General features: G+C 42.5%; 24 protein-coding genes. 21 read left to right on the top strand and 3 right to left on the bottom strand.

The features are described 5' to 3' along the window. Positions 1-133: 133 nt before the first annotated feature. From AC3E8G_RS04240 to AC3E8G_RS04210, 7 genes are all read left to right on the top strand, one after another. A complete protein-coding gene (locus AC3E8G_RS04240; RefSeq protein ID WP_490677106.1) occupies positions 134-826 on the top strand; it encodes a gamma-glutamyl-gamma-aminobutyrate hydrolase family protein in 693 nt (230 codons plus the stop codon). Positions 827-972: 146 nt separating this feature from the next. Then, complete coding sequence (locus tag AC3E8G_RS04235; protein WP_490677105.1) at positions 973-2358, top strand: glycoside hydrolase family 1 protein; 1386 nt, start codon at positions 973-975, stop codon at positions 2356-2358. Positions 2359-2568: 210 nt separating this feature from the next. Then, positions 2569-3495, top strand: a complete 927-nt coding sequence (locus tag AC3E8G_RS04230) for a helix-turn-helix domain-containing protein (protein WP_490677104.1) — start codon at positions 2569-2571, stop codon at positions 3493-3495. A gap of 350 nt (positions 3496-3845) precedes the next feature. Continuing rightward, a complete protein-coding gene (locus tag AC3E8G_RS04225) occupies positions 3846-4775 on the top strand; it encodes an ABC transporter ATP-binding protein (RefSeq protein WP_425931619.1) in 930 nt (309 codons plus the stop codon). After that, complete coding sequence (locus tag AC3E8G_RS04220; RefSeq protein WP_125374776.1) at positions 4768-5646, top strand: ABC transporter permease; 879 nt, start codon at positions 4768-4770, stop codon at positions 5644-5646. The genes AC3E8G_RS04225 and AC3E8G_RS04220 overlap by 8 nt, the downstream gene beginning before the upstream one ends. 326 nt (positions 5647-5972) lie before the next feature. After that, positions 5973-7781: a glutamine--fructose-6-phosphate transaminase (isomerizing) gene (glmS, locus tag AC3E8G_RS04215; RefSeq protein WP_490677103.1), complete on the top strand. Its 1809-nt coding sequence runs from the start codon at positions 5973-5975 to the stop codon at positions 7779-7781. A gap of 267 nt (positions 7782-8048) precedes the next feature. Beyond that, a complete protein-coding gene (locus AC3E8G_RS04210) occupies positions 8049-9098 on the top strand; it encodes an LLM class flavin-dependent oxidoreductase (RefSeq protein WP_006595044.1) in 1050 nt (349 codons plus the stop codon). A gap of 31 nt (positions 9099-9129) precedes the next feature. On the opposite strand, the gene AC3E8G_RS04205 is transcribed toward AC3E8G_RS04210, so the two are convergent. Next, a complete protein-coding gene (locus tag AC3E8G_RS04205; RefSeq protein ID WP_129270415.1) occupies positions 9130-9951 on the bottom strand; it encodes a Cof-type HAD-IIB family hydrolase in 822 nt (273 codons plus the stop codon). Positions 9952-10270: 319 nt separating this feature from the next. Here AC3E8G_RS04205 and AC3E8G_RS04200 point away from each other — a divergent pair, with 319 nt between their 5' ends. From AC3E8G_RS04200 to AC3E8G_RS04135, 14 genes are all read left to right on the top strand, one after another. Next, entirely contained in the window at positions 10271-11272 is a 1002-nt protein-coding gene (locus AC3E8G_RS04200; protein WP_006596959.1) for a uroporphyrinogen decarboxylase family protein, read from the top strand. Between the two features lie 18 nt (positions 11273-11290). Next, complete coding sequence (locus AC3E8G_RS04195) at positions 11291-11491, top strand: hypothetical protein (RefSeq protein ID WP_006595041.1); 201 nt, start codon at positions 11291-11293, stop codon at positions 11489-11491. Between the two features lie 99 nt (positions 11492-11590). Next, the gene (locus AC3E8G_RS04190) at positions 11591-12592 is read left to right on the top strand and encodes a uroporphyrinogen decarboxylase family protein (RefSeq protein WP_490677102.1); all 1002 of its coding nucleotides are present in this window, start codon (positions 11591-11593) and stop codon (positions 12590-12592) included. A gap of 27 nt (positions 12593-12619) precedes the next feature. Beyond that, positions 12620-13498: a transporter substrate-binding domain-containing protein gene (locus tag AC3E8G_RS04185; RefSeq protein WP_154858913.1), complete on the top strand. Its 879-nt coding sequence runs from the start codon at positions 12620-12622 to the stop codon at positions 13496-13498. Between the two features lie 66 nt (positions 13499-13564). Next, the gene (locus AC3E8G_RS04180; protein ID WP_154858911.1) at positions 13565-14257 is read left to right on the top strand and encodes an amino acid ABC transporter permease; all 693 of its coding nucleotides are present in this window, start codon (positions 13565-13567) and stop codon (positions 14255-14257) included. Positions 14258-14260: 3 nt separating this feature from the next. Continuing rightward, complete coding sequence (locus AC3E8G_RS04175; RefSeq protein ID WP_154858910.1) at positions 14261-14947, top strand: amino acid ABC transporter permease; 687 nt, start codon at positions 14261-14263, stop codon at positions 14945-14947. A gap of 19 nt (positions 14948-14966) precedes the next feature. Next, positions 14967-15731: an amino acid ABC transporter ATP-binding protein gene (locus tag AC3E8G_RS04170; protein ID WP_154858909.1), complete on the top strand. Its 765-nt coding sequence runs from the start codon at positions 14967-14969 to the stop codon at positions 15729-15731. A gap of 358 nt (positions 15732-16089) precedes the next feature. Next, a complete protein-coding gene (locus AC3E8G_RS04165) occupies positions 16090-18195 on the top strand; it encodes an AAA family ATPase (RefSeq protein WP_490677101.1) in 2106 nt (701 codons plus the stop codon). Between the two features lie 291 nt (positions 18196-18486). Next, positions 18487-18732, top strand: coding sequence for a hypothetical protein (locus AC3E8G_RS04160; protein WP_023022151.1), 246 nt, complete (start codon positions 18487-18489; stop codon positions 18730-18732). Positions 18733-18919: 187 nt separating this feature from the next. After that, on the top strand, positions 18920-19249 hold the full coding sequence (yajC, locus tag AC3E8G_RS04155; protein WP_006595033.1) for a preprotein translocase subunit YajC: 330 nt from the start codon (positions 18920-18922) through the stop codon (positions 19247-19249). Between the two features lie 132 nt (positions 19250-19381). After that, positions 19382-20131 (top strand): undecaprenyl pyrophosphate synthase, encoded by a 750-nt coding sequence (gene uppS, locus AC3E8G_RS04150; protein WP_048691553.1) that lies wholly within the window; start codon positions 19382-19384, stop codon positions 20129-20131. Positions 20132-20142: 11 nt separating this feature from the next. Continuing rightward, a complete protein-coding gene (locus AC3E8G_RS04145; RefSeq protein ID WP_023027645.1) occupies positions 20143-20946 on the top strand; it encodes a phosphatidate cytidylyltransferase in 804 nt (267 codons plus the stop codon). A 41-nt stretch (positions 20947-20987) separates the two neighbouring features. Next, complete coding sequence (gene rseP, locus AC3E8G_RS04140) at positions 20988-22247, top strand: RIP metalloprotease RseP (protein ID WP_490677100.1); 1260 nt, start codon at positions 20988-20990, stop codon at positions 22245-22247. Between the two features lie 17 nt (positions 22248-22264). Next, positions 22265-24115 carry a proline--tRNA ligase gene (locus AC3E8G_RS04135; RefSeq protein WP_490677099.1) on the top strand — a complete coding sequence of 617 codons (1851 nt, stop codon included), beginning with the start codon at positions 22265-22267 and terminating at the stop codon, positions 24113-24115. Positions 24116-24324: 209 nt separating this feature from the next. Here the strand turns inward: AC3E8G_RS04135 and AC3E8G_RS04130 are convergent, their stop codons facing one another. Together AC3E8G_RS04130 and AC3E8G_RS04125 are read right to left on the bottom strand one after the other, a co-directional pair. Further along, positions 24325-24792, bottom strand: a complete 468-nt coding sequence (locus AC3E8G_RS04130) for a hypothetical protein (protein WP_490677098.1) — start codon at positions 24790-24792, stop codon at positions 24325-24327. A 109-nt stretch (positions 24793-24901) separates the two neighbouring features. Continuing rightward, complete coding sequence (locus AC3E8G_RS04125) at positions 24902-25447, bottom strand: DUF1307 domain-containing protein (protein ID WP_490677097.1); 546 nt, start codon at positions 25445-25447, stop codon at positions 24902-24904. Positions 25448-25532: the final 85 nt, after the last annotated feature.

Here is a 25532-nt window from a genome sequence, read left to right as displayed (position 1 = left end):
TTCACCTGTATTATTCGTAAAAATTCAGAAAACTTCTCCTTATTTGAAAAATCTAGAAAAAAGTTGAAAGTCACCTTCGGAGTGTGATAAAATAAGGAACTATATTAGCTGTGAAGAGATTGGAGAATGAGCGATGAAGAAACCAGTGATTGGGATTACGGGCAATCAACGCCCTTTCCGTGAAGAAGATGGAATGTACCTCAGTTATACACCGACAGGCTTTGTCCAGGGGGTTCAAGAAGCGGGGGGCATCCCCCTCATCCTTCCGATTGGAGACCCAGCAACAGCTGAGCACTATATTTCCTTGATTGATAAGTTGATTATCACAGGTGGTCAGCATGTTTCTCCCCAGTTTTATGGAGCAGAGAAGGAGATTGTTAGCGATGATTACTTGCTCGAGCGTGACCTTTTCGAGTTGGCCTTGATCAAGGAAGCAGTAGCTGCTAAGAAGCCCATCTTTACGGTTTGCCGAGGCATGCAGCTCTACAATGTAGCCATGGGCGGGACACTTTACCAAGATATCGACCATCACTGGCAGGAAAATCCTGCCAGCGAAACTAGTCATTCAATCGAAACAGTTGAAGGAAGCATTTTGCGGGACTTATTCGGAGAAGTTGGTCAGATCAATTCCTACCACCATCAAGGGATCAAGGATTTAGCCCCTCACCTAGAAGTGATTGCTCTTAGTCCGGAAGATCAGATTATCGAAGCGGTTCAATCATCCCACGGGACAGCCTTTCTAGGGGTTCAGTGGCATCCAGAACTGCGTTATCAGATAAGCGAGGGAGACAAGGCTCTCTTTGATTATGTCGTCAATCAATTATAATGGAAACAAAACACGCTAGAAATCGGGTCTTCTGATAGCTAGCGTGTTTTTTCTATAATCTGCGTAAAAATGACTGAAAATAGTCTCTAGGAAGAGCGCTGAAAGGGAGTATAATAGAGAGGAAGACAATGAGAGAGGATAAACACATGATTAAGTTTCCAAAAGATTTTTTATGGGGGACATCGACATCTGGCCCACAGACAGAAGGGCGTTTTACCGGAGATGGTAAGGGTGACAACCTCTGGGACTACTGGTATCAAGTAGAGCCTCATCGCTTTCGTTTCCAAGAAGGGCCCGGTTTAACTTCGACCTTTTATGAAAATTGGGAAGAAGACATTGAGCTTCTAGTCGAGACTGGACATACCGCCTTTCGGACTTCTATCCAATGGTCTCGAATTTTCCCTGAGGGTCGTGGAGAAGTCAATCCAGTAGGAGTGGCCTTTTACCGCCAAGTATTTGAACGCATCAAGTCCAAAGGCATTCATTTGATGGTCAATCTTTATCACTTTGATCTTCCTTTTGCCTTGCAAGAGCAAGGAGATGGTTGGGAGAACAAGGAAACGGTCTACGCCTATCGCGACTACGCTCGTTTCTGCTTTGAAACCTATGGGGACTTGGTCGATCAGTGGATTACCTTTAATGAGCCTATTGTTCCTGTAGAGTTTGGCTATTTTTATGATGCCCATTACCCACATAAGGTGGACGCCGCAGCAGCAGTCAAAGTCGCCTATCATACCCAGTTGGCAAGTAGCCTTGCTGTCAAGGCCTGCCATGAGGTGGATCCAAACTATCGAATCGGAGTGGTCTTGAACTTGACGCCAGCCTATCCGCGGAGTCAGCATCCAGCAGATGTCAAGGCGGCACGAATCGCTGAGCTCTTCCAAGCCAAATCCTTCCTTGATCCGTCTGTTCTTGGGACTTACCCACCAGAGTTGGTAGAGATTTTGCGGGAGCGTGCTCTCTTGCCAGAGGTGGATCCAAGTGACTTGGAGCTGATCAAAGAACATACAGTTGACTTCCTAGGAGTCAACTATTACCAGCCAATGCGGGTCTCTGCGCCTCGTTATGCGCCAAACCCAGACTCTCCGATGCTGGTCGAGCAGTTCTACGAACCCTATGTCATGCCAGGAAGAAAGATCAACCCACATAGAGGTTGGGAAATCTATGAGCAGGGCTTGTACGATATTGCCCAAAATATCAAGGAAAATTACGGCAACATCGAATGGCTCCTAACAGAGAATGGGGTGGGAGTTGAAGGGGAAGAAAAATTCCGTCAAAACGGGGAAATTCAAGATGACTATCGGATTGACTTCGTCAAAGACCACCTGCGTGAATTGCACCGAGCTATCCAAGATGGGGCCAACTGTAAGGGCTACCTTATGTGGACCTTTATCGACTGCTGGTCTTGGCTCAATGGCTATAAAAACCGCTATGGCCTTGTCGAATTAGACCTAGCCACTCAAGAAAGACGCCTAAAAAAATCTGGTCATTGGTTCCGTGAATTGAGCCAGCAGAATGGATTTGAAGAATAAGTTTTTGAGGATTCTGTTATCTAAGTACGATAGGCCGTTCATTTCAGTAAATGACTGACTAGTTTTATTTTCGGAAGTGTGGAACTCCATCAGATGCATATGTTTCTGACGGCATTCTTCATTTCCGATTTTTCATTTAGTGCCGGAAAAGGTTCAAAACCCTTCAATTTTAATATGTGCTATAATAAAACCAGAAGAAAAGGAGCTTGTATGATGGATTTTAAAACAGAATTAGGAAAAAAAGTACAAACTCTACGTGAAAGTAAGGGATTAAGTAGACAAGCAATCTGTGGTATTGAGGACCTATTAACGACGCGCCAACTCCAGCGAATTGAAAAGGGTCAGTCTTTGCCAACGATTGCAACAGCGAAGTATATTGCTGAGCAACTAGGTGTTTCCCTAGATACGTTAACGAATCAAACTAGTTTGGAATTGCCTGCAGAATATCTGAATTTGAAGTATCAACTACGGACGTTATATCATTATGGAGATCAAGATCGTCTTCATCGGCATGAAGAAATTATTGAGGATATTTACGAAAACTATTTTGATAATCTGCCAGAGGAAGAAAAACTGTCTGTCCAGGTCGCCCAAGCTACGGTTGATATGATTGGATCCAAAAATCCTTCTTTTGATCAAGGTTTATTAGATGAGTATCTAGAGCAAGCCATGAAGAAAAAAGAGTTAAGTCTCAACGATGTGGAGATTATCAAATTGCGCTTGCTTTCTTTGGCTTTGGGAGCCTTTGATCAAGATGAATTTATACACTTAGTAGAGAAAATCTTACTTGCGATAGATTATTTCCCCTTATCAGAGTTGGAAATGCTACAAAACACTCTAATCTCAGCCGCAGGCGTGTTAGCCCATTATGGGATATACGACAGGTTGCCAGACATTGTTAAAGCCTTAAATGATATCATGACAAAGAGACATGATTTTCAGGATAATATTTTTGTTTATGCTTTAAATTGGAAAGTTGCTTTATTTATAGAAGATGATCTAGAAAAAGCAAAAAATGATTATCAAAAAGTATGCTTGATGGCAGACTTATTATCTGAGAATTTAGTGAAGAAAAACATGCAAGAAGAATGGAAAGAGGACCTTGCAAAAAAAGGTCTAACATACACTGAGGAATAGAGAATTGTTCATCTTTTAGTCTGTTGCTCTCAAAAAATATAAACTGAATATTGAGAGAGTGGGACAGAAATCGGTAATTGGTGAGAATTCGATTTCGTTGTCCCACCTCCGCACAGTTGAGTAGGGCTGTAAAAGCTGATGAAATCAGCGTAGTAGAGCTCACTCAACCACTGCGTCTTGCTCGACAATCCAAAGACAGTTGAGAGGCTGGGACTTTTGTCCCAGCCTCTTTTGTTGGTGAAAATAATGGTTAGACTTGGACATGAATGTCCTCACGTCAAATGATAGAAATTGGATATACTGAGAGCAGAAGAAAGAAGTTGCTTCAGGAAGGATGTTGGTGTCAGAGAATGGAAATTAGATTACACAATGTAAAGAAAAGCTATGGTTCCTTTGAGGCTTTGAAAGGAATTGATTTAGTTCTTGAGGAAGGAAAATTTTATGGACTTCTTGGACCGAATGGTGCAGGGAAAACAACACTCTTTAATTTGTTGATTAAAAATTTCAAGCCAAGTTCAGGAGAGATTCTTTGGGAAGTGGATGGAGAATCTTTGCCAACGAAAGATTTTTATCAACATATCGGTATTGTATTTCAAAGTAATCGTTTAGATGATAACTTAACGGTAGAGGAAAACTTAGTATCTCGTGGATCCTTGTACGGCTTATCAAAATCACAAGTACAAACGCGTATTACAGATTTGCAATCATATTTGGATGTAGCTACTCTAAAAAAGAAAAAATATGGTAGTTTATCAGGAGGACAAAAACGAAAAGTAGATATTGCCCGAGCTTTACTACCACAACCGTCTTTACTGTTGTTAGATGAGCCGACAACTGGTTTAGATCCACAGTCTCGTCATGATTTATGGGAAGCAATCAATCAGTTGAACAAAAAAGATAATATGACTGTCGTTCTTATCACTCATTATTTGGAAGAGATGGCTGCTTGTGATATCTTAAATGTTTTAATCGAAGGTAATTTGTATTATTCAGGAGATATTGCCAATTTCATTGAAAAGCATTCAACCACTAACTTGAATGTCACTTTAAAACCTGGTCAATCAGTAAAATCGTTATCTGTATCTAAATTTGTAAATAAGTGTCAAGTTCTTTCTGAGGCAGAAGTCGTATTTAAGGATGTCTCGGTTGAAGAGATGATGGAGATTATTTCAGAAAATCAAGGAAAATCAATTATTGAAACATTTAATGTGGAGTACTCCAATTTGGAAGCGGCTTATTTGAACTTACTAAAATCTAAAGGAGGAGAGGGGAATGCTTGAATTAATTTCTAGAAATCGGAAAGTCTATACACGAGATCGATTAGCTTTCTTGATGTCCTTCTTATCGGTCATCATCTTAATCTTGGTTTATCAAGTCTTTCTAGGACAAATTCAGATTGATGCCATCAAGGAGGCATTGAATAGTGATACCGCCTCTACGGATACCATTCAGATGGTCAATTATTGGTTAATCTCAGGTTTAACAACTATTATTTCAATGACAAGTACTCTTGGTGCATTTGGCGTAATGGTTTCAGATAGAGAAAAGAAGTTGAGTGAGGACTTTAAAGTCAGTCCAGTATCTAACTTTAAGGTTGAATTAGCCTATGCAGTTTTTGCAATTCTATTTGGGATTATTATGACCATGTTCTCTTGTGTTTTTGCAATTGGTATTTTTAATGGTTTTAGTTCTCTTCTTGATTATTCAATGACTGATTACTTATCAATTTTGGGGGTTACCTCCTTAGGAACGATCTTATCTGCGGCTATTATTCTTCCAATTTTGACTTTTATCCGAACTAGTTCAGCTTTTACAACTTTGAGTACAATAGTTGGAACCTTTATCGGCTTCATTTCTGGTGTTTATCTTTCAATTGGATCCGTAGGAGAAACCTTGCAACAGGTCATGACCTGGTTCCCTCTAACACAGGTGAATGCACTCTTAAAACAAGTTTTGATGAAAGATTCAATTGCTCAAGTATTTAATGACGCCCCATCTTCGGTCATTACGAACTACAAAGAATCTTATGGGATTATCTTGCAGAATGCGAGTGGTGAACATCTATCGAATCAGTTCATGTTTGCCTATATTTCTATTATTATAGTTGTTTTGCTGGGAGTTCATTTTATAATTAAAAAGGTAAAAAAATGAAGTGAAGCTCATGAAATTATTGGATAGGCATCTAGATTAGTTGAAATCAATTACTATCTTAAATGAAGCCAATCATCCTACCCTATCAACCGACATGTTGGTTGGTTTTTCTTAACCCTTTCTTAACTAGACCAATTTCTAGTATTTTTTAGGTTGACAAACAGGAAAAAGCATTGTATACTGATTCCGCTGATGATTTTTCTATCAAATCAGACTAGACCAATTTTATAAATTGGCTAAGAAAATAAGGGAACTCAAGTATGGATACCTATTTTCTTTCATTTTTATAGAAGGAGAAAGCACAGCTTGTCTGTGTCGTAAAAACTATGTGTGGAATTGTTGGTGTTGTTGGAAATACAAATGCAACGGATATTTTGATTCAAGGACTTGAAAAACTCGAATACCGTGGTTATGATTCGGCTGGAATTTTTGTTCTAGGTGGTGCTGAAAGCCATTTGGTGAAAGCAGTTGGTCGTATTGCAGAATTGTCTGCTAAAACTGCCGGTGTTGAGGGGACAACTGGTATCGGACATACTCGTTGGGCCACTCACGGAAAACCGACAGAAGACAATGCTCACCCACATCGCTCTGAGACAGGACGTTTTGTCTTGGTGCATAATGGGGTGATCGAAAACTATCTTGAAATCAAGGAAGAATACCTTGCAGGTCACCACTTCAAGGGACAAACAGATACAGAAATCGCTGTTCACTTGATTGGGAAATTTGCCGAAGAAGAGGGCTTGTCAGTACTTGAAGCCTTCAAAAAAGCTCTTCACATCATCCGCGGTTCTTATGCCTTTGCCTTGATTGACTCTGAAAATCCAGATGTCATCTATGTGGCAAAAAACAAATCACCACTCTTGATTGGACTTGGAGATGGTTACAATATGGTCTGCTCTGATGCCATGGCTATGATTCGTGAAACCAACCAATACATGGAAATCCATGACCAAGAGTTGGTTATCGTTAAGGCTGATAGTGTTGAAGTGCAAGACTATGATGGCAACAGCCGTGAGCGTGCTAGCTATACTGCTGAACTTGACTTGTCAGATATCGGTAAGGGTACCTACCCTTACTACATGCTCAAGGAAATCGATGAGCAACCAACGGTGATGCGTAAGTTGATCCAAGCCTATACTGATGAGGCTGGTCAAGTAGTGGTAGACCCAGCGATCATTAAGGCTGTTCAAGAGGCAGACCGCATCTACATCCTTGCGGCTGGAACTTCTTACCACGCAGGATTTGCTTCTAAGAAGATGTTGGAAGAATTGACGGATACACCAGTTGAACTCGGAATCTCATCTGAGTGGGGCTACGGTATGACGCTTCTCAGCAAGAAACCACTTTTCATCTTCATCAGTCAGTCTGGTGAAACAGCTGATAGCCGTCAGGTTTTGGTCAAGGCCAATGAAATGGGTATTCCAAGCTTAACAGTTACAAACGTGCCAGGGTCAACTCTTTCTCGTGAAGCTAACCATACTATGCTGCTTCATGCAGGTCCTGAAATTGCCGTAGCATCAACCAAGGCCTATACAGCGCAAATCGCAGCCCTTGCCTTCCTGGCAAAAGCAGTTGGTGAAGCAAATGGCAATGTTAAAGCGCAAGCCTTTGATCTGGTTCATGAGTTGTCTATCGTCGCTCAGTCGATCGAGTCAACTCTTTCAGAAAAAGAATTGATTGATAGCAAAGTTCGTGAACTTCTTGAAACAACACGTAATGCCTTCTACATCGGACGTGGCCAAGATTATTATGTAGCTATGGAAGCCAGTCTCAAACTCAAAGAGATTTCTTATATCCAATGTGAAGGATTTGCGGCTGGAGAACTCAAACACGGAACGATTGCCTTGATTGAAGAGGGAACACCTGTTTTGGCCCTCTTGTCAGACCCTGTCCTAGCTAACCACACTCGTGGAAATATCCAAGAAGTGGCAGCGCGTGGCGCTAAGGTTCTCACCATCGCAGAAGAAAATGTTGCCAAAGATACAGATGATATCGTTCTTACGACCGTACACCCTTACCTCTCACCAATCTCAATGGTCGTACCGACCCAATTGGTCGCTTACTTTGCAACCCTACACCGTGGACTCGATGTGGACAAACCACGGAACCTTGCTAAATCCGTAACAGTAGAATAAAAATGAAAAGAGAGTGGGACAGAAATCGGTCATTCGTTAGAATTCGATTTCGTCGTCCCACCTCCGCACAATTGAGTAGGGCCGTAAAAGCTGATGAAATCAGCGTAGTAGAGCCCACTCAACCACTGCGTCTTGCTTGACAATCCAAAGACAATTGAGAGGCTAGGACTTTTGTCCCAGCCTTTTTTTAATAAGCAAATTTTTTGCAATTATAACTAATTAGTGATAAAATCCCAAAATAACTAATAATGAAACGAGTAAATCAGTATGGTAGAATTAGGAATTTCAACATTTGGTGAAACAACAGCCTTAAATGGGACTGGACAAGTATACAGTCATGATGAACGAATCCGTCAGTTGGTGGCAGAGATAGAGTTGGCTGATAAGGTTGGTTTGGATGTGTATGGCATTGGGGAGCATCATCGGGAGGACTTTGCGGTATCAGCGCCAGAGATTGTCCTTGCAGCTGGTGCGGTGAATACCAAGAAGATTCGTTTGACCAGTGCTGTCAGCATCCTCTCGAGTATGGATCCCATCCGTTTGTTCCAACAATATGCCACCATCGATGCCCTTTCAAACGGACGTGCGGAGATTATGGCTGGGCGTGGTTCATTCACCGAGTCCTTTCCTCTGTTTGGCTATGACCTGAAAGACTATGAAGCCCTCTTTGATGAAAAATTGGACCTGCTTCAGCTGGCAAATGAAAGCACCAAAGTGAACTGGCGTGGACAATTGACCCAAAGCATTGCTGGAAAAGAAGTCTATCCACGTCCAGTTCAGGAAAAATTGCCTCTGTGGGTAGCGACAGGAGGGAACGTTGAGTCAACCATCAAGATTGCCCGTGCTGGTTTGCCGATTGTCTATGCGATTATCGGTGGCAATCCTCGCTATTTTAAAAAGTTGATTCAAGCTTATCGTGAGATTGGAAGCGAAGCGGGTCATGCTGACAAAGACTTGAAAGTGGGAGCCCATTCTTGGGGGTGGATTGCTGAAGATGGCGAGCAGGCAGTGAAAGATTATTTCCATCCGACCAAGCAAGTGGTGGATGCGATTTCTAAAGACCGTCCGCACTGGCAGGAATTGCGTTATGAGCAATATCTTGAGCAGGTGGGGCCAAATGGCGCTATGTTTGTGGGAAATCCAGATCAAGTAGCAGAAAAAATGATCCGTATGATTGAGGATTTAGGCTTGGATCGCTTTATGTTGCACTTACCGCTTGGTTCTATGCCACATGATCAAGTTCTTCGAGCTATTGAACTTTTTGGAACGCAAGTCGCACCAAAAGTGCGTGCTTACTTTGTCATGAAAGAAGGGTAATAAAAACCCATGAAGGAAGAAACTTCATAGGTTATTTGTTTGATGGTGGTAAGACATACTCTTGGATTGCTTTTGCTACGCCGTGCTCTTGGTTGCTACTGGTGACAACTTGAGCTTCCTTTTGGACGGCTTCAGGAGCATTTCCCATGGCAACTCCAAGTCCAGCCAGACGAATCATGGGGAGGTCATTGAAGTGATCCCCGATGGTCATGACCTGTTCTAAAGGGACCTGGTAATAAGCAGCCAGTTCAAGGACAGCATCTCTTTTTGAGACGGACTTGGCGGTGACTTCTAGGTAGTTTTCCTTTGAAAGGTAGAAAGCAGTCTGAGGAAATTCTTGTGGATCCAGCTTCTGATAGAGTTCTTGAATGTTCTGAGTATCGCCGATCAAGAGCAATTTATGTAGATGGAGAGCATCGTCAGAGAGGGTCTGAGAAAGGGGCTGTATCTGTGGCGTCTCACCAGTAATCGAAGCCTCAACTTGGGTCCACTGGTCCTCTCTGGAGTTAAACCAGACTGACCCACTATAACAATTAATCGAAATGCTGGAATCTAGTTCTTCCACACGATGGAGGAAGGTGCGGATCTCATCTTTGTTCAGGCTGTGTTCAAATAGAATCTCTTCTCCCTTGACGATGAGAGCTCCATTATAGCAAGCGATTGGTTCCTGGTGGACGCCCAATCTTCTTGCGATAGGAGCAATCCCGATAGGAGAACGAGCCGATGCCAAGATAAAAGGAATCTTTTTTTCTTGGAGCTTGGGGATGAGTTCGATGAGGTCGGGATCGACCTGATGCTGCTGGTCCAGAATGGTTCCGTCAATATCACTGACAATTAAACGAATGGAAGACATAGGCACCTCCTTTTTCTTTAGTATACCATATTTTAGGAGAATGAAAAGGAGGGGTATAGTTGATTCTTATAACGGGGTCAAGTAATTTTCAAAGTAGGTTCCTTTCTTCAAAAATAAAATAATAGATCAGAATGCGCGCAAGGCTTTATTTTCAAGGGCTTGCGCTTTTTTTGATACCTACCTCAATAAAGAAATTTTAAGGCCTTGATAGGGAAAATATATTAGTCAGCTACTTTTCGAGGTGATATCATGGTTACAAATTTCAGAAGGGCAGCAATCAGTCTTCCTTTTGGAGAAGAGATTGAGGAGGTTTCACGGTATGAGTAAAAAAGAATTGGTTCTTCGTGCCATTCGAGGCGAAGCAGTAGAGCGAATTCCTGTAGGATTTTGGCTCCATTATGTGACCCAAGAAGAAAAAGAATTGGGTCTAGACAATCCGGCCGTACTTGAAAAAAGTATCAAAGGACACCAACACTATGTTGAAGAAATTTCCCCTGATTTTGTCAAGATTATGAGCGATGGCTTCTTCCGCTATCCGAGTGCTCTTTATTCGAGAGAGATCACATCAATCCAAGAATTAAAGGATATTCAGCCCATCGGAGAGCATCATCCTTGGATTGAAAAACAAATTGAAGTGGTCAAGGAAATTCGTTCTCATTTTCATGAGGAGATTGCTTCTTTCTACAACATCTTCTCGCCCATTTCTTATTTGAAACGCTGGTTCCGGACAGATCATTCTCGCGGGGATCAAGTGATTGCGGACTTTATCAAGGAAGATCCAGAAACCTTGGCCCATGTACTTGATGTCATTGCTGAAGATATCGCTATTCTTAGTCGCCGCTTGATCCAAGAAGCGGGAGTGGAAGGGATTTACTTCTCAACTCAGCAGATCCAAGATGAGCGCGTGACAGATGAAGAATACCGCAAGATTATTGAACCGAGCAGTATCGCTGTCCTAGAAGCGGCCAATGAAGCGGGTGGCATCAATATCCTTCATATCTGTGGCTTTGAAGGAGCTAGCAATGAAGTGGAACTCTTCAAGGATTATCCAGCTCAGGTTATCAACTGGGCGACCCATCATGAAGGGATCAGCTTAGCAGAGGGGCGCAAGCTCTTTGGCAATCGCGCCGTCTTGGGTGGCTTTGTCAATGGTAAGAAAGGCTTGCTCTACCAAGGGGAACGAGCAACTATCGAGCAAGAAACCCGTCGCTTGGTGGCAGAAGCTGGAAGTCGCGGTTTGATCCTTGGAGCAGACTGCACCGTGCCAGACGATTTCCAATTGGAACGTCTTGATTGGGTGCGCCAAGCAGCTGTCTTATAAAAGAGAAAGGAGAGGGAGATGAAAAAAATCAATATTTGGTGTCTGATGCTGGTAGCTTTATTCCTAGTCCTAGGACTCGCAAAAGTTGCTGCCGCTAGCAGTCAAGAGGAAAGCAAAACGGATCCGGATGTGGAAAGACTGGAGAAAATTCCAGCTCATAGTCTCTCCCTCATTCGCCCGTCTGATCTAGCAGGAGTCCTGCTCCTAGAAGATCAGTGATAAAAAAAGATGAAGGGCTTGATAAAAAATATATATTAGTCAAATAAAAGTCCAAGTGTTAAGATAACTAGCAAGAAAAGAATAGAACGAGGTAAGAACATGTCCACAAAAAGAGAATTAGTTTTAAAAGCTTTCAGAGGGGAAGCGGTTGACCGTGTGCCAGTTGGCTTTTGGCATCACTTTACAAGGGAAGAAGAATGGTTGAAAGGTTTTTCCAATCCTGAAATTATTGAAAAAAACCTCAATGGTCATAAAAACTTCCTACACAAGGTCAAACCAGACTTTGTCAAACTCATGAGTGATGGCTACTTTGCTTATCCAAACCCAGCTATTTACAAGGGCCTTGAAAACATCTCGGATTTAGCAGGGATTGAACCCCTCGGGGCAGATCATCCATGGATTACAGAGCAGGTAGAGCTCGTTAAAAAAATCCGTGCCGGTTTTGAAGAAGACATTGTGGCTATCTACAATATCTTTGCTCCAGTGACCTACTTCAAATGGTTGGTCGGAGAAGTTTCAGGAGGAGATGACTTGATCGCAAACTTCATCGATCAAGATGCAGCAACTCTTAAAAAAGTATTGGATACCATTGGCCAAGATATTGCAAGTTTGAGCCAACGAATCATCAAAGAAGCAGGGGCAGACGGGATCTACCTCAGTGTTCAAAGTATCCAGGATGCGCGCGTGAGCCAAGAAGTTTACAAACAAGTCATCGCACCGAGTGAACTCCATGTCTTAGAAACAGCCAATGAAGCAGGGGGCGTAAACATTCTTCATATCTGTGGCTACGAAGGAGCTCGCAATGATATCCATCTCTTCACAGACTACCCAGCCCAAGTCATTAACTGGGCAGTCGGACCAGAAGGCATCAGCCTAGCAGAAGGACGCGAAATCTTCGGTGGACGTACGGTTCTTGGTGGCTTTGAAAATGGTAAAAATGGACTTCTTTACACAGGAGATAAGGCTGCGATCCAAGCAGAAACCAAACGCATCATCGCAGAAACTGGAACCACAGGCTTGGTCATTGGTGCCGATTGTACCATCCCAAGTGACATTGATGAAGAACGAATCGAATGGGTTCGTGAAGCTGCAGCAGAATAAGGAAAATAGAAAGAGGGAGAACAGAGTATGAGTAAAAAAACATGGATTATCGGTGGGGTGGCCGTTCTTGCCCTTGCAGGTGCAACGATTATTGGTCGAAGCTTGAACCACGCAAACGACAGTAAAGGATCAACAGGATCTAATAAAGTAACAACCTTGAAAGTAGCCCACACTCAAAACTATGTGCCTTACGATTTCGTCGATGAAAAAGGGGAATCAGATGGTTATGAAGTAGCCGTGCTCAAAGCCATTGACGAAAAACTACCAGACTACAAGTTTGAGTACACTGGAACAAGTGATGACGATCTCTTGATCGGTCTAGAGTCTGGTAAATACGATATCGGAACCAAAGGAGCTTGGTATACCGAAGAACGTGCCAAGAAATTTATCATTCCAAAAGAACCAATCGGGGCAAGTATCATCGGATTTACCGTACGAAAAGAAGACGCGGATAAATACAAGAACATTGATGACTTCGCTAAAGAAAAAGGAAAATTGGTTCCAATTTCACCACAAAATGCGCAGTGGAATGTTATTAAAGAATACAATGAAAAGCATAAGGACCAACAAATCGAATTAACAGCTGCGGAATCTTTCAAAGTCGCAGATGCTTATGCTTGGGTTCTGGAAGGACGTTACGATGCCTTCTTTGACATCAAACTTTCCTTTGAAAAAGCTGTCACAGATAAAGATGGTTCTTACCACCAATATGCGGACAAACTTAGCTGGTTTGCCTACAAAGGAATTCCAACTTACCCATTGATCCATAAGGATAAGAAAAACGAAAAATTTGCGGAAGCCTACAGCAAGGCCATCAAAGAATTGGAAGAAGATGGGACGCTTGCTAAACTATCCGAAAAATATTTCGGTGAAGATGTCTTCAGTTATGTAGATAAAGAAAAATAAGATGAAACTGGGTGCGCATAGCCCCAGCTTCCTTATTTCTATACGGATACAGAAAGGAAAAGAAACATGGTCTCATACGACATTTCCAAGGTCTGGTCATTTCTTCCAACCTTGGTCCAGGCCCTACCGGCGACCCTAGCTTTGATGGTGTTAACGACGCTTCTCGGTTCGGCATTTGGCTTGGTTTTGACCTGGGCACAAGTATCAGAAGATAAGGTAGGAGCAGGTCTGGCAAAAGGCTATGTCTTTACCTTGCGTTGTACCCCTCCAATTGTCTTGCTCTTTTTGGTCTTTTATGGACTGCCCCAATTTTTGAACTGGTGGTTGGGCATCGACATTGACCACTGGTCCAAGTTTGTCTTTGTCCTGATTGCCATGTTTCTTCTCTTTGCCGCGATGATTTCTGAGGTCTTCAAGGCAGCCTATTTGGCCATTCCAAAAGGTCAGATGGAAGCGGGCTTGAGTATCGGGTTGACACCAGCTCAGACCATTTGGCGGATTGTCCTTCCACAAGCCTTTCGCGTGGCTCTTCCAAATATGACAACTGCCATCTTGAACCTCATGCGCGATGCCGCTTTGGCCTATACCATTGGCTTTATCGATATCATGGGAGCAGGAAACAACTTGATCAGCCGCAATCTTGGGAATTATTCTCTCGAGACTTATACAGCTGTTGCGGTGATTTACTGGGTGATTGCCCTTGTGATTTCTTTCTCTGCTCAATTGCTTGAAAAACGACTCAGTGTAACAGAAAGGTAGCTTATGGATTTCAATTTTATTAGTAAAACATTTCTAGCCACCTTGGGTGGTGTTCCAGTGACACTTCTGATCATGGTCGTGTCGATTCTCTTGAGTTTTTTTCCAGCCCTCTTTTTGGCACTCGGCCAGATTTATAAGGTCAAAGGGGTTCGCAGTTTCTCAGTGGTTTACTTAGCCTTTATTCGCGCGACGCCTCCGATTCTTTTGATTCTCTTCTTTTATAGTCTCTTTCCCAGCCTCTTAAATAGCTTTTTTAAGAGCATAGGCAGTCACTTTAATGTCTTTGAGATCAATCCCATTTACTATGCCTTTATCATCTTTAGCTTGATGACAACAGGGAGTCTTGCTGAAATTCTCCGGTCAGCCATTCTGACGGTGGATAAGGGCCAGCTAGAAGCGGCGCAAGCCATCGGTTTGACCAATCGCCAAGCCTATATCCGCATTGTTTTTCCCCAAGCCTTGCGTTCAGCCCTTCCTAATTTGTGTAACTTAGTTATCAACTTGGTCAAAGGAACCTCCCTTGTCTTTGTCATGACCATCAAGGATATCACCGCCATTGCCAAGGTCGAAGCCTCTTATGGTTATCAATATTTTGAATCCTATCTAGTGATTTTTATTCTTTATATTGTCATTTGTGGGGTGATTCAATGGGGATTCAATCGCTTAGAAAAACGCCTGACGATTGCATAGAAGAAGGAGAAATAAGAAGATGTTAGAAGTAGAACACGTATCGAAAAAATTTAAGGACCACCAAGTCCTGGTAGATGTCAATCTCAAGGTCAACCAAGGGGATGTCGTCGTTATTTTGGGGCCATCTGGATCAGGAAAAACAACCTTCCTTCGCTGCCTCAATCACTTGGAAAAGGCGGATACAGGCCGTTTGACTTTGGGTGGAAAAGAGTATGACCTCTCAAAACTCAGCAAAAAAGAGATTCTAGAAATCCGCCAAAAGACAGCCTTTGTCTTCCAGCATTACAATCTCTTTGCCAACAAAACAGCGCTTGAAAATATCTTAGAAGGCCTGGTTGTGGCTCGGAAAATTCCAAAAGAAGAGGCTATCCAACGGGCAGAATCAGCCCTTGAAAAAGTTGGTCTCCTTGCTTACAAGGATTACTATCCTTCTCAATTGTCAGGTGGCCAGCAGCAGCGGATCGGAATTGCGCGTGCCATCGCAGTGAGACCAGACGTGATCTTGCTTGACGAGCCGACTTCGGCGTTAGACCCAGAGTTGGTCGGTGACGTCTTAGATGTCATGAAGCAATTGGCTCAAGAAGGAGTGACCATGGTTGTCGTAACCCATGAGATGGGCTTCGCGCGTGATGTGGCCAACCATGTCATCTTTATGGATGGTGGACACATCATCGAAGAAAATGAACCGCATGAATTCTTCAACAGTCCAAAAGAAGAACGAACCAAACAATTCCTTTCACGGATTCTATCCGACGCCACCTACAGTGTCGAATACATGATTTAATAAGAGACACACCTAGTAAGGGTGTGTTTTTTAGCTTGGAAAAAATTTTTTAAAAAAATGTAAAAAATTATGTAAAAAGTGTTGACAAAAAAATCGTCCTGGATTATAATAATTTATGTAAACAAAAAGAGGTTGGAAAAATCTCAAGAGTTTACAGGATCAATAGTGGAAAGGAGATGGTGAGATGCTATTTCCAAAATATAGAAAACTAATTGATAAAAGAAGAAATACAAGATCCTAGCCTTTGAGGCTATTCATTTAAAAGCAAAATAAAATTATGTAAACAAATTTAAAGTAGCTAAATCAGCTACTCATTTTCAAGAACAAGTTAAAATTATGTAAATTAGAGGTAAACAATATGAATAACAACTTTAACAATATGGATGATCTTTTCAATCAACTAATGGGAAATATGGGTGGTTTTCGTTCTGAAAGCCGTCGCTATATGATCAACGGTCGGGAAGTGACACCTGAAGAATTCGCTATTTACCGTCAAACTGGTCAACTTCCAAATGAAGGAAGCGAGCAAGTGCAACACCATCAAGGTAAAGGAATGAAACAAGATGGGATCCTTGCAAAACTTGGTCGTAACTTGACCGAAGAAGCTCGTGAAGGTAAGCTAGATCCAGTTATTGGACGTAATAAAGAAATTCAAGAAACTTCTGAAATTCTTTCTCGCCGTACTAAGAACAATCCTGTTCTTGTCGGGGATGCAGGTGTTGGTAAGACAGCCGTTGTAGAAGGATTGGCCCAAGCTATCGTGAATGGGGATGTCCCAGCGGCTATCAAGAACAAAGAAATCATCTCCATTGATATTTCCGGTCTAGAAGCTGGTACACAATACCGTGGTAGCTTCGAAGAAAATATTCAAAACTTGGTCAACGAAGTTAAAGAAGCTGGAAACATTATCCTCTTCTTTGACGAAATCCATCAAATCCTTGGTGCTGGTAGCACAGGGGATGGTCAAGGATCTAAAGGTCTTGCGGATATCTTGAAACCAGCTCTTTCACGTGGGGAATTGACCGTGATTGGGGCAACCACTCAAGATGAATACCGCAACACCATCTTGAAAAACGCAGCCCTTGCTCGTCGTTTCAACGAAGTAAAAGTTAATGCACCATCTGCTGAAGATACCTTCAAGATCCTCCAAGGAATCCGTGAACTGTATCAACAACACCACAATGTTGTCTTGCCAGATGAAGTTTTGAAAGCTGCTGTTGATTACTCTGTTCAATACATTCCACAACGGAGTTTGCCTGATAAGGCCATTGACTTGGTCGATGTGACAGCTGCTCACTTGGCAGCTCAACACCCAGTGACAGATGTCCATGCTGTGGAACATGAAATTGAAGAAGAAAAAGCGAAACAAGAAGCTGCAGCTGCCAAGGAAGATTACGAAGCAGCCCTCAATGCAAAAGTTCGGATCGAAGAACTCGAAAAACAAATTGCCAATCATACAGAAGATCACAAGGTGACTGCAACTGTCAATGATGTGGCTGAGTCTGTCGAACGGATGACTGGTATTCCAGTATCACAAATGGGGGCAACCGATATCGAACGCTTGAAAGATATGGGTCACCGTTTGCAAACTAAGGTTATCGGTCAAGATAAGGCCGTTGAAGCTGTTGCAAAAGCGATTCGTCGGAACCGTGCAGGCTTTGACGAAGGCAACCGTCCAATCGGTAGCTTCCTCTTCGTCGGACCTACCGGTGTCGGTAAGACTGAGTTAGCTAAACAATTGGCCCTTGATATGTTCGGTACCAAAGATGCCATCATCCGTTTGGACATGTCAGAATACAGCGATCGCACAGCTGTTTCTAAGTTGATTGGTACCACTGCTGGTTATGTCGGTTACGATGACAACAACAATACCTTGACAGAACGCGTCCGTCGTAATCCTTACTCAATCGTCCTTCTTGACGAGATTGAAAAGGCAGATCCTCAAGTCATCACCCTTCTCCTTCAAGTCTTGGATGATGGTCGTTTGACAGACGGTCAAGGGAATACAGTTAACTTCAAGAATACGGTCATTATCGCTACTTCAAACGCTGGCTTTGGTTATGAAGCTAACTTGACAGAAGATGCAGACAAACCAGAACTCATGGATCGTTTGAAACCATTCTTCCGTCCTGAATTCCTCAACCGCTTCAATGCTGTCATCGAATTCTCACACTTGAGCAAGGAAGACCTTTCTAAGATTGTTGACTTGATGTTAGCAGAAGTGAACAAAACGCTTGCTAAGAAAGACATTGATTTGGTGGTGAGTGATGCAGCTAAAGAATACATGACCGAAGAAGGCTATGATGAAGTCATGGGTGTTCGTCCACTCCGTCGTGTGGTTGAACAACAAATCCGTGACAAAGTGACCGACTTCCACTTGGATCACCTTGAGGCTAAACATTTGTTAGCGGATATGGAAGATGGAGAATTGGTTATTAAAGAGAATACAAACTCAGAAGAATAACTAGGACATCTAGCACTATAACCGAGAGAAAATCAGTTTGAAAAAGAAGGCTAAGAAGAAATCCTTAGCCTTTTTTATGTCATCAAAAGAAAAATATATAAGGTATAGTTTTATCGTTTTTTTTCCCAGAAAGTGAAAAATGATAAAAAATAGGTATGTTTTTTCATGAATTGATGCTAAATACAGCGTGAAAATGCCTTAGAAAGCGTCTGTAAGCAAGATTTTCATATAAATGAACAAATAAATTATATAATATATAAAAGACTAAATTTAAGGGGATAGGATGATTTTATGAAAAATCCAATTGATATTTATTCGACAAAAGATTATAAGAAAGTTGAAGCTGTCGTTCAATTGATGGTGGATGGAAAGGTGACAAGTTATAGAGTAGCAACTGAGACAGATATTAGTAAGATGAGTCTAGCTACCTTGACAAAAGGAACCAGTAAAATTAAAAACATTACCTATCAAACAGCCATGTTGTTGATTGAATGGTATGATAAAAATCATGAAAAATATGGGATCACAATCGATTAGCAAAAACCTATTTTTTATGGTTTTTTCTTTTTCAAAAAAAGAAATCACTAGAAAAGCTGTCTGGATCGAATAGTGGCTGGACACCTCCATCCATGGACTTATTTTTTTGAAAATCAAGGGTTCGTATTGAAAATACCTATAAAATTTGCTATAGTAGAGCATATATGATTTAAAAAGGAGAAACGGTATGCAAAGTGGTACAACCTTGCTATTTATGCTTGCGCTAATGGTCGGAATGATGTTCTTCATGAGCCGTAGCCAAAAGAAACAATACCAAAAACGGATGGAGAGCTTGAACAAGCTTCAAAAAGGGTATGAAGTGATTACCATCGGTGGTTTGTATGGAACAGTTGATGAAGTAGACACTGAACGTAAAACCGTTGTCTTGGATGTGGATGGCGTATACCTCACATTTGAATTGACAGCTATTAAAACAGTTTTGCCAGTTTCAGAAGGAGTGACAGCTGGTGCAGTTGAAGGCGCTGGTGACTCAGATTCTATCATCGACGGTGAATAATAAGAAAGAGCGATCAAACGGTCGCTTTTTTCATTTTTAGCTCGATGCCCCCTAGAAAAGGGGCTAGACTACCATTTTAAGCTGATTTATGATATAATGAAGCGATAAAAACAGTGAAATAGGTAGAAAAACATGTTTCGTTTTAAAAAGAAAGAAAAATTAAGCGTTCCCCTAGAAGTGCCCAAGCACATTGGAATCATCATGGATGGGAACGGTCGTTGGGCCAAAAAACGGATGCAACCTCGTGTCTTTGGCCACAAAGCCGGCATGGAGGCTCTGCAAGAAGTAACCATCGCAGCCAAGGAGATGGGAGTGCAAGCCCTAACGGTCTATGCTTTCTCAACTGAAAACTGGACACGTCCTCAACAGGAAGTGAGCTTTATCATGAATCTTCCAGTTGAATTTTACGATCGCTTTGTTCCAGAACTTCATAGAAATAATGTGAAGATCCAGATGATTGGTGAAGTTTCCCGTCTTCCGAAGGAAACCTTAGAGGCTCTGGAAAAGGCAGAGGCGTTAACCCACTCCAATACAGGCTTGATTTTGAATTTTGCCTTGAACTATGGAGGACGGGCGGAACTGACCCAAGCAGTCAAACAGATTGCCCAGGAAGTCCTCGATGCGCACTTGAATCCAGGTGATATTTCAGAAGAGACCATTGCTAATTATCTGTATACCAGTAGTCTACCCAAGGACTTGCGAGATCCTGATCTGATTATTCGGACCAGTGGCGAGCTTCGCTTGAGCAACTTTTTGCCTTGGCAAGCAGCCTACAGTGAGCTTTACTTTACTGATGTGATGTGGCCTGACTTTGGAGAAAAGGCCTTGCATGATGCAATAGAAGAATACAGCCATCGTCATCGACGTTTTGGTGGTGTATAGGAGAGAAATAGATGAGAAAAGATTTACAGAAGCGAGTGATTTTTGGAGGAATCGCCCTAGCATTCTTTATCCCAGTTGTCCTTATGGGAGGCCTTGTGTTCCAGATTGTAGTGGGACTTATCGCTATGTTGGGTGTTCATGAATTGTTGAAGATGAAAGGTCTGCAGACTGAAACCATCGAAGGAGCCTTGGCCATGCTAGCAGCTCTTGTGTTGGCGTTGCCCTTAGAGAGTTACCTTCCCTTCTTACCAGCGGGTGGCAATTTCATCGCCTATGGCCTTTTGGTCTTATTATTGATGGGAACGACTGTCTTGGCGCAAGGCTACACCTATGACGAGGTTGTCTATCCGATTGCTTCAAGTTTTTATGTTGGCTTTGGCTTCCATGCCTTGATTCAAGCACGCTTAGCAGGTGTAGATAAGATTCTCTTAGCCCTCTTTATTGTTTGGGCAACGGATTCAGGGGCCTACTTTATTGGGAGCCAGTTCGGTAAGAAAAAACTCTTGCCAAGAGTATCACCCAACAAGACTGTTGAAGGAAGTCTAGGCGGGATTGCTTGTGCTGTCGTTGTGACGATGATCTTTATGATGCTAGATCGTACCGTTGCGGGCTCTTACGGTTGGGTGACCATGATTCTCTTTACCATTCTTTTCAGTATAGCAGCTCAGTTTGGTGATCTAGTCGAAAGTGCCATCAAGCGCCATTTTGGAGTGAAAGACTCTGGCCGTTTTATTCCTGGTCATGGCGGTGTCTTAGATCGATTTGATAGCTTGATTTTTGTTTTCCCACTGATGCTATTCTTTGGTCTGTTTTAAACAGAAGTCATCCCATCATCAGATAAAACGAAGGAGCGTGTATGCAATTTATTGCCTTTATTATCATTTTTGGCGTCATTGTCCTGGTACATGAGTTCGGCCATTTCTATTTTGCAAAGAAATCAGGCATCCTTGTTCGCGAGTTTGCTATTGGGATGGGGCCCAAGATTTTTGCCCATGTAGGCAAAGACGGAACAGCCTATACTATTCGAATCCTTCCATTGGGGGGCTATGTCCGAATGGCAGGCTGGGGCGAAGATACGACAGAGATTAAGACAGGAACGCCTGTTAGTCTAACTTTGAACCCTGAGGGAACAGTTGTTCGGATCAACCTTTCTGGGAAAAATATCGACCAGACGGCTCTTCCCATGAATGTCACAGATTTTGATTTTGAGGATAAACTGGAAATCACAGGAATCGTCATCGAAGAGACCAAGACCTATCCTGTCCACCATGATGCAACTATCGTTGAGGAAGATGGGACAGAAGTTCGGATTGCTCCTCTGGATGTGCAATATCAAAATGCTAGTATCTGGGGACGACTCATTACCAACTTTGCGGGTCCCATGAACAACTTTATCTTGAGTATTGTCGTCTACTCTCTCCTAGCCTTTATGCGAGGAGGAGCAGTGGACTACTACAGCAACCATGTTCAGGTTGTTCCTCAAGGAGTAGTGGCTAAGGCTGGTCTAAAAGACAATGACCAGATCGTTCAGATCAATGAATACAAGGTTTCAAACTGGGATGAGTTGACAGATTCTGTTCAGAAGGCAACCCGTAACCAAGGAAAAAATCCAGAAGTAACGATCACCTATGAACGAGACGGGAAAACTCAAAAAGTGACGGTCCAACCAGAAGAAGATGGTGGACGCTATTATCTCGGTGTGACCAACGCTGTCAAGACGGGCTTTTTCGATAAGCTTCTGTCAGGTGTGACAGATACTTGGTACACAGCAAGTCGTATCTTAACGGCCTTGAAGGATATCATCTTCCACTTTAGTTTGAACAAGTTGGGTGGTCCGGTAGCGATCTACAAAGCGAGTTCGCAAGCCGCGGAGCTTGGACTTCCAGCTATCCTGTCCTTGATGGCCATGTTGTCCATCAATATTGGAATCTTTAACTTGATCCCCATTCCGGCCTTGGATGGAGGAAAAATCTTGATTAATTTGATCGAGCTTGTTCGTAGAAAACCGCTCAAGCAGGAGGTAGAGACCTACTTGACCCTTGCTGGAGTAGCGGTCATGGTTATCTTGATGATTGCCGTTACTTGGAACGATATTATGAAATTATTTTTGAAATAGAAAAGGAATGAATCTGAATGAAACAAAGTAAAATGCTTATTCCAACACTTCGCGAAATGCCAAGTGATGCGCAGGTTATCAGTCACGCTTTGATGCTCCGTGCGGGTTATGTTCGTCAAGTCTCTGCAGGTGTCTATTCATATCTGCCACTTGCTAACCGTGTGATTGAAAAAGCTAAGAAGATCATGCGCCAAGAATTTGATAAGATTGGTGCGGTTGAGATGTTGGCTCCAGCCCTTCTCAGTGCGGACCTTTGGCGTGAGTCTGGCCGTTATGATACCTACGGTGAAGACTTGTACAAATTGAAAAACCGTGAAGGATCTGACTTCATCCTAGGCCCAACTCACGAAGAAACCTTTACCGCGATTGTCCGCGATTCTGTCAAGTCTTACAAGCAATTGCCACTGAACTTGTACCAAATCCAGCCTAAGTATCGTGATGAAAAACGTCCACGTAATGGCCTTCTTCGTACGCGTGAATTCATCATGAAAGATGGTTATAGCTTCCACGCTAACTACGATAGCTTGGATGTAACTTATGATGAGTACAAGGCAGCCTATGAGCGTATCTTCACTCGTAGTGGCTTGGACTTCAAAGCCATCATCGGTGACGGTGGTGCCATGGGGGGTAAGGACAGCCAAGAATTTATGGCCATTACACCTTCGCGTACAGACCTTGACCGTTGGGTGGTGTTAGACAAGTCTGTTGCATCATTTGACGAGATTCCTGCAGAAGTGCAAGAAGAAATCAAGGCAGAATTGCTCAAATGGATGGTTTCTGGTGAAGATACCATTGCCTACTCAAGTGAGTCAAGCTATGCGGCCAACTTGGAAATGGCAACCAACGCCTACAAACCAAGCAACCGTGTCGTGACGGAAGAAGAAGTGGTTCGCGTGGAAACACCGGGTGTCAAATCGATTGATGAAGTCGCAGCCTTCTTGAATATCTCTGAAGAGCAAACCATCAAGACCTTGGTTTATATCGCAGATGAGGAGCCAGTTGTGGCCCTACTTGTTGGCAATGACCAGCTCAACGAAGTCAAATTGAAAAACTACCTTGGAGCAGATTTCTTGGAACCTGCAACTGAGGCGGAAGTGAAAGAATTGTTGGGAGCAGACTTTGGTTCCCTTGGACCAGTCAATCTTCCTGAAAATGTTAAAATTATCGCTGACCGCAAGGTGCAAGATAGCCGCAATGCGGTTGTTGGAGCCAACGAAGATGGCTACCACTTGACGGGTGTCAACCCAGGTCGTGACTTCACTGCGGAATATGTCGATATCCGTGAAGTGCGTGAGGGTGAGATTTCTCCAGACGGACAAGGTGTTCTCAACTTTGCGCGTGGTATCGAAATTGGTCATATCTTTAAACTCGGAACTCGTTACTCAGCAAGTATGGGAGCAGATGTCTTGGATGAAAATGGCCGTGCTGTGCCAATCATCATGGGATGCTACGGTATCGGTGTCAGCCGTCTCCTTTCAGCAGTTATGGAACAACACGCTCGCCTCTTTGTTAACAAAACTCCTAAAGGTGAATACCGTTACGCTTGGGGCATCAACTTCCCTAAAGAATTGGCGCCGTTTGATGTGCACTTGATTCCAGTCAATGTCAAGGATGAAGCTTCTCTTGAATTGACAAGCAAGATTGAAGATCAATTGATCCAGTCTGGTTACGAAGTCTTGGTAGACGACCGTAACGAACGTGCTGGTGTTAAATTTAGCGATAGTGACTTGATTGGTTTGCCAATCCGCATCACTGTCGGGAAGAAAGCAGCTGACGGTGTCGTAGAAGTGAAAATCAAAGCTTCAGGCGACACGATTGAAGTACATGCAGACAACCTGCTTGAAACTCTTTCCATTTTAAATAAATAAGCTAAACTGCCAGTTTTACCTGGCAGTTTTCTTTTGCTGAAGAAACGTGTAAGCCTGATTTTCCGAAGCGCTAAGAGGATTATTGCTATTGGGAAGAATGTACCATCGAGCTGAATAGGTTAAAAACAATTTTTTGCAAAAAAAACTAACCATAGCGAATAGCTTGGTTAGTTCAGTGTTCTAGACTGGTAATCTAGAAAAGTAGCGATTTAGTTATCTTCGCTAGGGAAGGACTCTCCAAAAGACAACTCAGAGTATGGTATTTCAAAACTGTCTTTGTTATAAGTTACCTTGACTGAAGTCGTTCCAAAGTCGACGAGGATGGGATGGCCTGAAGTGATGATGGCATAGCGATCAGCAGTTTGTTTGATATCATAGACTGTCGTTGGTCCATAAAGGTAATCAGAAGAATAGATATCCCCTTTTTTAATTGTTTTCGTTATGGCAATAGTTTCTTTAGTAGGAGAATAGGATAAATTGTAGACTTCTTTTCGGTTGATGTCTTGTGAAATAAAAGTTTGATGGTCATCACTCTTTGCTTGATAGTGAATGAAATTTTCATCGAATCGTTTCAGGGCATTTTGCCTAGTGAGATACAAACTTCCTCCCCATAGACATAGGCCTAAAACGACAAGAGAAGCGATAGCAATCAGAACTGTTTTTTTAGTGAGGCGCATAAAAACTCCTTTAAATTTATAGTAAATAGAACTAGAGTAAGGAACTCGGATTAAAAATAGACGAAAATTGCGAATAGGTAAAAGTTCAAAAATGAATTAGAAAGCTTTATTATTCTTCTTCTGTCAAACCTTGTTCTTCGATAGCTTTAAAAAAATCTTCAGGTTTATCTTTTAGTTTTTCAAAGAGGGTTCCTTTTTGGTCTGTCACGCCCAAAGCTGCCGCCGCTTCATCTACATCCATCTTGGCCAAATCAAATGTGACAAATTGTCGAACCGTTTTTTTATCTGTAGAAATTCGAACTTTTAACTCAATCCCTTTGGCTTTGTTCATCGCTTCAAAATAGGGACTGCTTTCCATGTCTTCTTGATAATAGTCAGCTAACTCTTCGCGGCTTTTATCTTGTTCCTCTTCAGGGATCTCTTTTTCATGAATGAAAGAAAAGGCAGTCACCTTATCTTTTAGATAGTAGACTTTGATTTTAGTGACGACATCAGCACTTACTGCCCTTGAAAAAGTTTTCGTCTTCACCTTTTCTTCTTTGGCTTTCTGTTGACTCTGAGTTTGCTTGAGTTTGTTTTCTAGCTGATTCTGACTAGGCGTGCTACAGGCCGTCAGGGTCAGCAGACAGGCACTGGCTAGTAAAATTTTCTTCACAGTGAAGGCTCCTTTTAATAAATATTTTGTTCTATTATATCATAACTGAGCCCCGTGAAAAATGGCTCGCGAATTGTGCAGGTTC

It is taken from the genome of Streptococcus sp. SCPM-O-B-15294 (M123) (assembly GCF_058200455.1).
This window is presented reverse-complemented; position numbering and strand designations above follow the sequence as displayed.